At 71.0% G+C, this 12,073-nt stretch carries 13 protein-coding genes and 1 tRNA gene; 2 read left to right on the top strand and 12 right to left on the bottom strand.

What is annotated here, in order from left to right:
- Positions 1-297 precede the first annotated feature (297 nt).
- The 10 genes from rplL to ACZ6NC_RS24150 all read right to left on the bottom strand — a co-directional run bounded on the left by rplL (position 298) and on the right by ACZ6NC_RS24150 (position 7,795).
- Positions 298-678, bottom strand: coding sequence for a 50S ribosomal protein L7/L12 (gene rplL, locus ACZ6NC_RS24195; protein WP_465735859.1), 381 nt, complete (start codon positions 676-678; stop codon positions 298-300).
- Positions 679-768: 90 nt separating this feature from the next.
- Positions 769-1,332 carry a 50S ribosomal protein L10 gene (gene rplJ, locus ACZ6NC_RS24190; RefSeq protein ID WP_148644361.1) on the bottom strand — a complete coding sequence of 188 codons (564 nt, stop codon included), beginning with the start codon at positions 1,330-1,332 and terminating at the stop codon, positions 769-771.
- 375 nt (positions 1,333-1,707) lie between these two features.
- Positions 1,708-2,568 (bottom strand): SCO4651 family lipoprotein, encoded by an 861-nt coding sequence (locus tag ACZ6NC_RS24185; RefSeq protein ID WP_465735858.1) that lies wholly within the window; start codon positions 2,566-2,568, stop codon positions 1,708-1,710.
- Between the two features lie 165 nt (positions 2,569-2,733).
- Positions 2,734-3,558 carry an SCO4651 family lipoprotein gene (locus tag ACZ6NC_RS24180; protein ID WP_465735857.1) on the bottom strand — a complete coding sequence of 275 codons (825 nt, stop codon included), beginning with the start codon at positions 3,556-3,558 and terminating at the stop codon, positions 2,734-2,736.
- 97 nt (positions 3,559-3,655) lie between these two features.
- A complete protein-coding gene (locus tag ACZ6NC_RS24175; protein WP_465735856.1) occupies positions 3,656-4,441 on the bottom strand; it encodes an SCO4651 family lipoprotein in 786 nt (261 codons plus the stop codon).
- A gap of 258 nt (positions 4,442-4,699) precedes the next feature.
- The gene (rplA, locus tag ACZ6NC_RS24170) at positions 4,700-5,422 is read right to left on the bottom strand and encodes a 50S ribosomal protein L1 (protein WP_396321495.1); all 723 of its coding nucleotides are present in this window, start codon (positions 5,420-5,422) and stop codon (positions 4,700-4,702) included.
- 76 nt (positions 5,423-5,498) lie between these two features.
- Positions 5,499-5,933, bottom strand: a complete 435-nt coding sequence (rplK, locus tag ACZ6NC_RS24165; RefSeq protein ID WP_376155943.1) for a 50S ribosomal protein L11 — start codon at positions 5,931-5,933, stop codon at positions 5,499-5,501.
- Positions 5,934-6,095: 162 nt separating this feature from the next.
- A complete protein-coding gene (gene nusG / locus ACZ6NC_RS24160) occupies positions 6,096-7,013 on the bottom strand; it encodes a transcription termination/antitermination protein NusG (RefSeq protein ID WP_465735855.1) in 918 nt (305 codons plus the stop codon).
- Between the two features lie 212 nt (positions 7,014-7,225).
- Positions 7,226-7,573, bottom strand: coding sequence for a preprotein translocase subunit SecE (secE, locus tag ACZ6NC_RS24155; RefSeq protein ID WP_465735854.1), 348 nt, complete (start codon positions 7,571-7,573; stop codon positions 7,226-7,228).
- Positions 7,574-7,722: 149 nt separating this feature from the next.
- Positions 7,723-7,795, bottom strand: a tRNA-Trp gene (locus ACZ6NC_RS24150).
- A gap of 378 nt (positions 7,796-8,173) precedes the next feature.
- Between ACZ6NC_RS24150 and ACZ6NC_RS24145 the strand changes: the two genes are divergently transcribed.
- Together ACZ6NC_RS24145 and ACZ6NC_RS24140 are read left to right on the top strand one after the other, a co-directional pair.
- Entirely contained in the window at positions 8,174-9,421 is a 1,248-nt protein-coding gene (locus ACZ6NC_RS24145; RefSeq protein ID WP_465735853.1) for a pyridoxal phosphate-dependent aminotransferase, read from the top strand.
- A 95-nt stretch (positions 9,422-9,516) separates the two neighbouring features.
- Positions 9,517-10,551, top strand: a complete 1,035-nt coding sequence (locus tag ACZ6NC_RS24140) for an adenosine deaminase (protein WP_465735852.1) — start codon at positions 9,517-9,519, stop codon at positions 10,549-10,551.
- On the opposite strand, the gene ACZ6NC_RS24135 is transcribed toward ACZ6NC_RS24140, so the two are convergent.
- Complete coding sequence (locus ACZ6NC_RS24135) at positions 10,548-11,591, bottom strand: UDP-N-acetylmuramate dehydrogenase (protein WP_465735902.1); 1,044 nt, start codon at positions 11,589-11,591, stop codon at positions 10,548-10,550. The genes ACZ6NC_RS24140 and ACZ6NC_RS24135 overlap by 4 nt on opposite strands.
- A 58-nt stretch (positions 11,592-11,649) precedes the next feature.
- Positions 11,650-12,072, bottom strand: coding sequence for a MaoC family dehydratase (locus ACZ6NC_RS24130; RefSeq protein ID WP_405360177.1), 423 nt, complete (start codon positions 12,070-12,072; stop codon positions 11,650-11,652).
- Position 12,073 lies beyond the last annotated feature (1 nt).

Raw genomic sequence — 12,073 nt, 5'->3', positions numbered from 1 at the left:
TCAAGGGCCCGCCTCCGGCGCGGACCTCGACCCGTCTATCGCTGCGGACCCGCCCGGCGTTACAGAAGCCGTGGTGAGAGCCACTCTCGATGACAGCGATCACCATACCCGCCCGCACCGACACTGCCGAGTGCCCTCTCGGCCACACCGGTGGATCCCCGCCGCCGGGCCCGCCCGGGGCCGGGTACGCGAAAAGGCCGGGCCGACCACCCGCAAGGGTGATCGGCCCGGCCTCAGGCAGCCTCAGCCCGCAGAGGGGCGTGGAGGCACCTCCCGGCCGTCATGGCCGGGGAGGAGTCACTTGACGGTGACCTTGGCGCCAGCGGCCTCGAGGGCAGCCTTGGCCTTCTCGGCAACGTCCTTGGCAACCTTCTCCAGGACCTTGGCACCAGCGGTGTCAACGAGGTCCTTGGCCTCCTTCAGGCCGAGGGAGGTCAGGGTGCGCACCTCCTTGATGACCTGGATCTTCTTGTCGCCGGCACCGTCGAGGATGACGTCGAACTCGTCCTGCTCCTCAGCGGCCTCGACCGGGGCAGCGCCACCGGCGGCGGCAACGGCGACCGGAGCGGCAGCGGTGACGTCGAACTTCTCCTCGAAGGCCTTCACGAAGGCAGCGAGCTCGATGAGGGTGAGCTCCTCGAACTGCGCGAGCAGCTCGTCCTGGGTCAGCTTCGCCATGATTGGCGTCCTTCCACTAATTCGGCAGGTGGTGCCGTATGTACGGGTTGGCGGGCGTACGGGCCCGCAGCGAGGCGTGAGCCTGCCGAATTACTCGGCGGCCTCGTCCTCGGCGGCGGGAGCCGGCGTACCGGCACCGCCCTGCTCGACCTTGTCGCGCAGCGCGTCCACAGTGCGGACGAGCTTCGACGGCAGGGCCTGGAAGAGCGCAGCAGCCTGGGACTGCTTGGCCTTCAGGGCGCCGGCCAGCTTGGCGAGCAGCACCTCGCGGGACTCGAGGTCCGCGAGCTTCTTGATGTCATCGGCGGACAGCGCCTTGCCGTCAAGGACACCGCCCTTGATGACGAGAGCGGGGTTCTCCTTGGCGAAGTCACGCAGAGCCTTCGCCGACTCCACCGGGTCACCGGTGACGAAGGCGACAGCCGTCGGACCGTTGAACTGGTCGTCGAGCTCCGTGATCCCGGCCTCGTTGGCAGCGATCTTGGTCAGCGTGTTCTTCACCACGGCGTACTGGGCGTTGTCACCCAGCGAGCGACGCAGGGTCTTGACCTGCTTCACCGTCAGACCGCGGTACTCGGTCAGTACGGCCGCGTTCGAGGCGCGGAACTTGTCCGCGATCTCGGCGACGGCAGCAGCCTTGTCGGGCCTAGCCATAGGCTTACGCCTCCTTCCGTGATGTCGAAGTCCGGCCGACCGCGAAAGTCGACCATTCTCACCTCGGACCGACCGGACGGAAGGAAAGCTCCTGCAGAAAAGCAGATGAGCCCCGGTGCGCAGGCGCACGGGGCTCAGTACGACCTCGACAGGCCCACGTGCGAACACGCGAGACCCGGAAGTCCAAGCTCCAAACAATCCTGCGCGGGCTGCCTGCGCTGAAAGCGCAGATCCTTCGGTCACCCACTCCCTTGCGGGGGCACGGCGACAACCAGCGGTCTTTGGCTTCGGCAACAGTAGCCCGGCCCCGCCGTCCGGGGCAAATCGCCCAGGGCCACCGCCCGCGGAAGCGACGGGCGGGACGGACGGGACGGGTCAGCGGGCCAGCGGGGAGACGTTGCGGGTGCCCGCGTCGACGGTGTCCGCCTCGGCCGGGGCCTGGGCCGAGAGGGTGCCGGCGAACTCGGAGTAGAGCACCGAGTCGTCCGCCCGGCCGCTCTCCCCGGTGCCGGTGCGCTGGAGCTTCACCAGCTGATCCTTGTCGTTCAGCCAGAGGTCCAGGGTCAGCGAGGCCGAGCCGCCGGGGGCGAGCGCGGCGCGCAGGCCGTCCCGGCGGGCCTGGCTCAGCTGGGTCTGCGCGGCCGCGTACCGCTCGGCGTCGGTGGTGACCCGGTAGTGCTCGACCGTCGAGTCCTCGAACTTCTCCTCGCCGACGTACTGCGCCGCCACCCCGTCCGCGGTAGCGGCGGCCAGCGCCTCGACCGGGTTGAGCAGGTCGATCAGTCCGGCGTACGGGATCTCGCGATGGCCGTCCGGGCCCGGCGCGCCGTTGAACCGCTCCCAGTGCCGGCCGCCGAGCCGGGCCGCGGTGGCGGCGTCACCGCCCTGGTAGGCCACGGTGTCCACGACGATCAGCTGCTCGGCCTCGGCCGGGGTGGAACGTTTGACCTGGAGGGCGGTCTTCGGCAGCCAGAACAGCGGGCCGGAGCCGGCGTCCGGCCCGAGCCGGTAGCTGACCTTGGCCCGGCGCGCGGTCTGCATGGCCAGCTGGGCGGAGAGCAGGACGCCGTGCGGCGACCGGTCGGTCGGCTTGGCCGGGCCGGTCGGGGAGGCACTGGTCGGCGTCGGCGTGCCGGAGGGCGTCGGCGTCGTGCCGCCGCCCCCGCCGCACGCCGTCAGCCCGCCCGCCAGCAGCGCGGCGGCCACCACTGCCGCCAGCCGCTGCCGCACCGCCATGGCCCGCTCCCCTTCCGTCCCTGTTGCGCCTGTTCCGAGCCACCTTGCCACCAACAGCCCGGCCTGCCGGTGGCGCCCCCCTCGTCCGGTCCGGTGAACCCGGCCCGCTCCGCGACGGGTCGGGGCCGGCGCCGGTGTCAGGGGCAGGCGGAGAGCCCTGTGGGCTCAGCCGCCGAAGAGCTTGGAGAAGTCGGAGCTCTTGCCGACGTCGCCGAAGGCCGGCGCCTCGATCTTGGGCGCGGCGCCCAGGCCCGAGTACTTCACCGTGACGGCCTGCTGCTCACCGTTCTTGTTGCCGTAGCCCTTGAGCTGGACGAGCTCCTGGGCGCCGTTGATCCAGAAGTCGACGGTCATCGTGTTGCCGCCCGCGGCAAGGGTCTGCTGGACGGCGGTGCGCTGGTCGTTGCCGAGCGCGCTCATCGCCTCGGTCAGCTTGGCGACGTCCTCGACCGCGCGGTAGTGCGTGGTCTCGACCCCGCCGACGGCCTCGGCCCCGACCTTGGTCGGCTTGCCGACCTGGGCCGCCACCGTGAGCTGGAGCACCGGGTTGCTCAGCTGGGTCACGGTCAGGAACATCCCGGCCATCGGGCCCACGCCCGGGTCCTGGGGGGTGACCTTGGCCCAGTGCTTGCCGCCCAGGGCGACCGCCACGTCGGGACCGCCGCCGAGGAAGATGTCGTCGCCGACCACCCGCGTCTTGGTGGACGCCTTGCCCTTGCCCGCCACGTCGACATCGGTTCTCTGGCTCCACTGCGCCGTGCCGGTCATGGAGTTGTCGGGCAGGGCCAGCTCGATGTTGCCGTTGGCGGCCTTCTGCATCACCACGGCCGAGGCGGCCAGCGCGGCCTTGGGTTCGAGGCCGGAGGACTTGCCGGCGGCCGGGCCCTCCGCGGACTTGGTGTCCGTCTTGCCGTCACCGCCGCAGGCCGTCAGTCCTCCGACCATGACGGCGGCTGTGACGACGACGGAAGCGAGGCGCAGAGCACGCATGAAGAAACCCCCAATGAGGCCCGATTGTCAGGTAATACGCAGCGGACTCTAACGGATCGTCAAAGTCCGCCTCGCAACGGCCACCCCCTGGAACGTCTCAGCCCGTCGCAGCAGGGGTCTCCGCACCCGGCCCGAGGTCGGAGAGGTCGGTCGTGGTGACCACCGTTCCGGCGCTGCCCTGGACGGTGGCGCGGAGCCGGAGCAGCCGGTCGCCCGGGGCGACCCAGAAGTCGTAGCCGATCGCCGTGACCCCGTGCTGCCGGTAGTACGCGAGCATCACCGCGAGCCGGTCGGCGGAGAACCCCTGGTCGGCGGAGAAGAAGTCGGCCACCGGCGCGGAGCCCCGGTAGTGCGCCACCGTGGCGCCGGCCAGCTGCTCGCCGCCGAGCGAGGTGAACTTCCCGGCCAGGGCCATCGAATGCGCCGGGCCGCCGGGGTTGGCGACCAGCCCGCTCACCCAGCCGCCCGCGTACGCCGCGCCCGGTGCCCGCGGGTCCAGCGACTCGGCGTCGGCCCGCTCGGCCCGCTTCGCCGGCGCCCCGTCGTACGCGAGGTCGAGCACGCCGTCCCGGGCCTGGAGGCGGGCGGTGCCCAGCTCGTCGGTGACGGTCAGCTCGACCGCGTCGCGGGCGCCCCAGGAGACGGTGCCGGAGGCGGTGCGCCGCCCAGCCGGACCCTCCTCGGCCACCTGGACGCGCGTGCCACCGGAGTCGTCCAGGTTCTGTGCGGCCGAGAGCAGCACCTGCTTGGGCGGCCGGACGGTCGCGGGCCCGCCGGCCGGCGTGCGGTCCCCCGAGACGGCCATCAGGCTGCAGGCGGTGAGGCAGCCGGCGAGCAGCAGCAGGGCCGCCCCCCAGACGGCGGGGCGAAGGGCGGGCGGCACGGCACACTCCGACGGTCACACGGTTAAGTCACATGATCTGACCGGCTGAGCGTACGACGAGCCGCGCCGCTCGTCCTCCCCGCCCGGGTCTCGATCCGGACACGACGACCGCCCGGAGAACGACCGCCCGCAGGGAACAGCCGGGGAGAGCGCCGGCCGGACACGACGACGGGCCCGTACCCCCGGTGAAGGGGGTACGGGCCCGTCGTACGGACTACTGCTGCGCCCAGGACGCGGCTACCGGTGTGAGCTCGGGGCTCAGACGGCGGCCGGGTCCTCCTCGACCAGGAGGTTGCGGGTGCGGTTCGGGTCCACCAGGATGCCGGGGCCGATCGTGGTGGAGATCGCGGTCTTCTTGATGTAGCGACCCTTGGCGGCGGACGGCTTGGCGCGGAGCACCTCGTCCAGCGCGGCGGCGTAGTTCTCGACCAGCTGCTCGTCGGTGAAGGAAGCCTTACCGATGATGAAGTGCAGGTTCGAGTGCTTGTCGACGCGGAACTCGATCTTGCCGCCCTTGATGTCGTTGACAGCCTTGGCGACATCGGGGGTGACGGTGCCGGTCTTCGGGTTCGGCATCAGACCACGGGGACCGAGCACGCGGCCGAGGCGGCCGACCTTGCCCATGAGGTCCGGGGTGGCGACGACGGCGTCGAAGTCCAGCTTGCCCTTGGCGACCTCGTCGATGAGCTCGTCGGCACCGACGATGTCGGCGCCCGCAGCACGCGCGGCCTCGGCACGCTCGCCGGTCGCGAAGACCAGGACCCGAGCGGTCTTACCGGTGCCGTGCGGGAGGATCACGGTGCTGCGGACCATCTGGTCGGCCTTGCGCGGGTCGACGCCCAGACGCATGGCGACCTCGACGGTGCCGTCGAACTTGCTGGTGCTGGTCGCCTTGGCGAGGCGGATGGCCTCGAGGGGGGCGTAGAGGCGGTCGCGGTCGACCTGAGCGTCCGCGGCCTTCAGAGCCTTGCTGCGCTTCACTGCTGCTCCTGAGTGGGGAATGGAGTCGTGGTATGTACGGGCCGCGCAGGCCCTACCACATGGACGAGAAGGGTGATCAGCCCTCGACCGTGATGCCCATCGACCGGGCGGTGCCGGCGATGATCTTGGACGCGGCGTCCAGGTCGTTGGCGTTCAGGTCGGGGAGCTTGACCGTGGCGATCTCGCGGACCTGGGCGGCCGTGAGCTTGGCAACCTTGGTCTTGTGCGGCTCGGCGGAGCCCTTCTCCACGCCCGCGGCCTTCAGGATGAGGCGCGCGGCCGGCGGCGTCTTCGTGATGAAGGTGAAGGAACGGTCGTCGTAGACCGTGATCTCCACCGGCACGATCATGCCGCGCTGCGACTCGGTCGCAGCGTTGTAGGCCTTGCAGAACTCCATGATGTTGACGCCGTGCTGGCCCAGCGCGGGGCCGACCGGCGGCGCCGGGTTGGCCGCACCGGCGTTGATCTGGAGCTTGATAAGCCCCGTGACCTTCTTCTTCTTGGGAGGCATTTCTCTCCGGGTCCTTCCGAGAGGTGATTGCTGGTGCATGCCGAACCGGGGCGACACCCGGCCGCCAGCACACACATCGGACCAGGCTAACGCGGATGCGCCGCTGGACCAAAACGACTTCGGGGCGGAGCCGCAGCCCCGCCCCGAAGCCGAAGCTCGTTGCTAGTTCTTCTGGATCTGGTCGAAGGAGAGCTCGACCGGGGTCTCCCGGCCGAAGATCTCGACCAGGCCCTTGACCTTCTTCGAGTCCGGGTTGATCTCGTTGATGGTCGCCTGCAGGGTGGCGAACGGGCCGTCGGTGACGGTGACCGAGTCGCCGACCTCGAAGTCGAGCACCTGGATCTCGCTCGGCTTGACCGGCGAGGGCTTGCCGGCCTCCTTGGCCGCCTGGCGCTCGACGTCGGGGGCGAGCATCTTGACGACCTCGTCCAGGGTCAGCGGGTACGGGTCGTAGGCGTTGCCGACGAAGCCGGTGACACCGGGGGTGTTGCGCACGACGCCCCAGGACTCCGGGGTGAGGTCCATGCGCACCAGGACGTAGCCGGGGAGCTTGTTCTGGCGGATGGTCTTGCGGTCGCCGTTCTTGATCTGGACGACCTCCTCCTGCGGCACCTCGGCCTGGAAGATGTACTCCTCGACGTTGAGCGAGACCGCGCGCTGCTCCAGGTTCTGCTTCACCCGGTTCTCGTAGCCCGCGTAGGTGTGGATCACGTACCACTCGCCGGGCATGAAGCGCAGGTCCTCGCGGAACTTGGCGACCGGGTCGACCTCGACCTCGACGGCGGCCTCGTCCTCGGCCTCGTCGGCAGCCTCGTCGGCCTCGTCCGCGGTCTCCTCGGCCGGCTCGGCCTCCTCGGCGGCGAGCTCCTCGTCGGCCTCCACGTGCAGCGCGGCCTCCTCGGCCGGCTCGCCGGCCTCGGCCTCGTCGTACGCCTCGGCCTCGTCCTCGTCGCTGTCCGCGGCGTCCACGATCTGCTCGGCCGACTCGGCTTCGTCAGCCAGCTCGGCCGCGTCCAGCTCGGCGGCGACATCCGCCTCGCGGACGGTCTCGTCGGCGTCGTACAGGGGGGACTCAGACACGGTGGCTGCTTCTTTCCTGGAGATGGTGAAGGTGGCGCGCTCCGGGACCGCTCCGGCGCCGCTACCGCTCACGCGGGCGCCAGGAGATACCTCGGAGACTTCAACAGTACCGAGTCAACGGTAGCGGCCTCGTACGTCCGGCGCCGACAGCTCGACCCGGACCGAAGAATCGGCCCGGGTCGGGAAGCTGTTTCGAAGGTGGGGCGGCTCGGTCAGCCGAAGACCCAGAGGCTGAGCTTCGAGAAGCCGTAGTCGAGGCCGGCCACGAAAGCCATCACGACCACGACGAACACGACCACGACGGTGGTGTAGTTGACCAGCTCGCTGCGGGTGGGCCAGACGACCTTGCGCAGCTCGGCGATGATCTGGCGGTAGAACAGGGCCAGCCGGGCGAAGACGCCCTTCTTGGCCCGCTTGCCGGACTTCTTGTCGCCAGAGCGGCCTGCCCGCTTGCGGTCGCGGCGCGACTCGCCCTCGGCCGGCGTGGTCTCGTCAGCGCCGTCGGCACCCTCGGGGTTGCCGCTCTCAGGCGTTGCGGTGGAGCCCGTGGTCTCCGTCACTCGTCCTCACCTGAATCCGGGTCCTGCCGAGCATCACCTGCGTACCCGATCGGGCACGAGCGGCCGGCTAAAGCGGTGCTGTTCGGTGCCCTCTCCGCATCAAGCCCGTTCGCTCTGTGGAGCGAACGGGCTGAATACGGATCAAGCAGCAGGGCAAGAGGGACTTGAACCCCCAACCGCCGGTTTTGGAGACCGGTGCTCTACCAATTGAGCTATTGCCCTACGGTGCCTTACGGCTCCTGTAGCGACCACCAACCTACCGCATCTCCCCCCGCTGTATGCACAGGCGAGGAAGTCTTGGCTTCTCGGTGGCCGTCGAGCAGTGAGTGTACGTGGTCGAGAGGGGTTTGGTCGAACCTCTTCTGCGACCACCTGTGCCGACCCGCCGCCATGCCTGGCAATCGGACGAGCCCGTACAGGTGACTCCTCCACCCCGCAGACGGGGCGGCTTCTCACTCGGCTCCGCAGAGCGTCGTGACGGCCAAGCCCTGACCGCTGTCCTTGGACAGGTCGCTGACGTTACTACGGCGCTCCGAGATCAAAGAGACATATGGTGAAACCCCCATGCCCGGTCCGTCCCGGTTCTGCGACCATGCAGGCATGAGCGCTTCCACCCCGCAGCCCGACAGTTCCGTCCGCCCCGCCGACCGACGGGTCTCCGCCCGGATCGGCGCGATCGCCGAATCCGCGACCCTCGCCGTGGACGCCAAGGCCAAGGCCCTCAAGGCGGCCGGCCGGCCGGTGATCGGCTTCGGCGCCGGCGAGCCGGACTTCCCCACCCCGGACTACATCGTCGAGGCGGCCGTCGAGGCCTGCCGCGACCCGAAGAACCACCGATACACCCCGGCGGGCGGTCTGCCCGAGCTGAAGGCCGCGATCGTCGCCAAGACGCTGCGCGACTCCGGCTACGCGGTGGACGCCTCCCAGGTCCTGGTGACCAACGGCGGCAAGCAGGCGATCTACGAGGCCTTCGCCGCGATCCTCGACCCGGGCGACGAGGTCATCGTCCCGGCCCCGTACTGGACCACCTACCCGGAGTCGATCCAGCTGGCCGGCGGCGTCCCGGTGGAGGTCGTGTCCGACGAGACCACCGGCTACAAGGTCTCGGTCGAGCAGCTGGAGGCCGCCCGCACCGAGAACACCAAGGTCGTTCTCTTCGTCTCGCCGTCCAACCCGACCGGCGCGGTGTACACCGAGGCCGAGGCCCGGGCCATCGGCGAGTGGGCGCTGCAGCACGGCCTCTGGGTGCTGACCGACGAGATCTACGAGCACCTGGTCTACGGCGACGCGAAGTTCACCTCGCTGCCGGCCCTGCTGCCCGAGCTGGCCGACAAGACCATCGTGGTCAACGGTGTCGCCAAGACCTACGCGATGACCGGCTGGCGGGTGGGCTGGGTGATCGGCCCCAAGGACGTCGTCAAGGCCGCGACCAACCTGCAGTCGCACGCCACCTCGAACGTCTCCAACGTCGCGCAGCGCGCCGCGATCGCCGCCGTCAGCGGCGACCTCTCCGCGGTGCACGAGATGCGCACCGCCTTCGACCGGCGCCGCAAGACCATCGTGAAGATGCTCAACGAGATCGAGGGCGTCGTCTGCCCCGAGCCCGAGGGCGCGTTCTACGTCTACCCGTCCGTCAAGGGCCTGCTGGGCAAGGAGATCCGTGGCAAGCGCCCGCAGACCTCCGGCGAGCTGGCCGCGCTGATCCTGGACGAGGCCGAGGTCGCGGTCGTCCCCGGCGAGGCCTTCGGCACCCCGGGCTACCTGCGCCTGTCGTACGCGCTGGGCGACGCCGACCTGGTCGAGGGCGTCGGCCGGATGCAGAAGCTGCTCGGCGAGGCGACCGCCTGACGGCAGCCGCCCGACGCGACCGCCCCCTTTCACCCCTTCGGGGGAGGCGAAGGGGGCGGTTCCCGTATCCGGGTCCGATACGGCAGTATCGGCGGATGGAACGCCTGTTGAATCCGCGAGACGTCAGGGACCTCCCCAAGGCCCATCTGCACCTGCACTTCACCGGCTCGATGCGCCCCGCCACCCTGCTGGAACTGGCCGACAAGCACGGCGTCCGCCTGCCGGAGGCACTCAGCTCCGGCGAGCCGCCCCGGCTGCGGGCCACCGACGAACGCGGCTGGTTCCGCTTCCAGCGCCTCTACGACACCGCCCGGTCCGTCCTGCGGGACGAGTCCGACATCCGCCGGCTGGTCCTGGAGACCGCCGAGGACGAGCGCCGGGACGGCTCGCGCTGGCTGGAGATCCAGGTCGACCCGACCTCGTACGCGCCCCGGCTCGGCGGCCTGATCCCCGCGCTGGAGCTGATCCTGGACGCCGTCCGGCACGCCGCCGAGGCCACCGGCGTCGGCATCCGGGTCCTGGTGGCGGCCAACCGGATGAAGTCCCCGATGGACGCCCGGACGCTGGCCCGGCTCGCCGTCCGGTACGCCGACCAGGGCGTGGTCGGCTTCGGCCTCTCCAACGACGAGCGGCGCGGGCTCGCCCGGGACTTCGACCGGGCCTTCGACATCGCCCGCGCGGGCGGCCTGCTGGCCGCCCCGCACGGCGGCGAGCTGGCCGGCCCGGAGTCCGTCCGGGACTGCCTGGACGACCTCGGCGCCGGCCGGATCGGCCACGGCGTCCGGGCCGCCGAGGACCCTCGGCTGATGCAGCGGCTTGCCGACCGTCAGGTCACCTGCGAGGTCTGCCCCTCGTCCAACGTCTCGCTGGGCGTCTACGAACGGGCCGAGGACGTCCCGCTGCGCCGGCTGTTCGACGCCGGCGTGCCGCTGGCGCTGGGCGCCGACGACCCGCTGCTGTTCGGCAGCCGGCTGGCCGCCCAGTACGACCTGGCCCGCGACGTGCTCGGCTTCGACGACGCCGAACTCGCCGAGCTGGCCCGCCAGTCGGTGCGCGGCTCGCGCGCGCCGGAGAACACCCAGAAGGAGCTGCTGGCGGACATCGACGCCTGGCTGGTGGACGGGCCCTAGAGCTTGACGCCCACCATGACCGGCTCGTTGACCAGCTCGACGCCGAACGCCGCCCGGACGCCGTCGCGGATCTCCCGGGCCAGCGCCAGCAGGTCGTCGGCGGTGGCCGCGCCGCGGTTGGTCAGGGCCAGGGTGTGCTTGGTGGAGAGGGTCGCCGGGCCGCTGCCGTAGCCCTTGCCGAAACCGGCCTTGTCGATCAGCCAGGCCGCCGAGGTCTTGGTGCAGCCGTCCGGCGCCGGGTAGGCGGGGGCGGTGAGGTCGCGCTCGGCGGCCAGCGCGAGGAAGGCGTCGTACTGCTCGGCGGTCAGCACCGGGTTGGTGAAGAAGGAGCCCGCCGACCAGGTGTCGTGGTCCGCCGGGTCGAGCACCATGCCCTTGCCGCCGCGCAGCCGCAGCACGGCCTCGTAGGCCTTGCGCAGCGCGACCGGCTCGCCCTGCTCGACGCCCAGGTGCTTGGCGGTCTCGGCGTAGCGGACCGGGGTGGAGAGCCCGCCGTTGTCCGCCAGGGCGAAGCGGACCCGCAGCACGACGTAGCGGTCCGGGTCGGCCTTGAAGCGGCTGTGCCGGTAGGAGAACTCGCATGCGTCGCCGGAGAGCGTCACGACCTCGTCGGCCCGGCGGTCGTAGGCGACCACCTCGGTGACGGACTGCGCCACCTCCTGGCCGTACGCGCCGACGTTCTGGACGGGCGTGGCCCCGGCCGAGCCGGGGATGCCGGCCAGGAACTCGATGCCGGCCAGGCCGTGCTCCACCGTCCGGGCCACCGCCTCGGCCCAGACCTCGCCGGCGGCCAGCTCCAGGGTGGTGCCGTCCAGCGCGAAGCCGGTGGTGGCGATGCGCAGCACCGTCCCGGCGAAGCCGGCGTCGCCGATCACCAGGTTGGAGCCGCCGCCGAGGACCAGCAGCGGCTCTCCGCCGGCGTCGGCCTCCCGGACGGCGGCGACCACCTCGTCGTCGGTGGTCGCGGTCACCAGGCGGCGGGCCGGACCGCCGAGGCGGAGCGTGGTCAGCGGGGCGAGGGGGGCGTCGAGTTCTACCAGCACGCCCCCAGCGTACGGGGGAAAGGGTTGCGCGCAGGCAACCCTTCCCGCCGTGCGCTCAGGCCAGCCGGACGACGGCGCGGGACATGCCCAGCACCTTCTGGCCTCCGTAGGTCGCCACCAGGTCGACCTGGACCTTGCGGTCGTCCAGCAGCTTGGCCACCTTGCCGGTGACCTCGATCACAGAGCCGACCCCGTCGTTGGGCACCGGCACCGGACGGGTGAACCGCACGCCGTACTCGACCACCGCACCCGGGTCGCCGACCCAGTCGGTGACCACCCGGATCGCCTCGGCCATGGTGAACATGCCGTGCGCGATGACGTCCGGCAGGCCCACCTCCTTGGCGAACTTCTCGTTCCAGTGGATCGGGTTGAAGTCACCGGAGGCGCCCGCGTACTGCACCAGTGTGGCGCGCGTCACCGGGAAGGACTGCGCGGGCAGCTCGGTGCCGGCCGCGACCTCGTCGAAGCTGATCGCCATG

It is taken from the genome of Kitasatospora sp. NPDC041988 (assembly GCF_055588525.1).
Note: the sequence above shows the minus strand (reverse complement) of the source record. Positions and strands in the feature narration are given on the sequence as shown.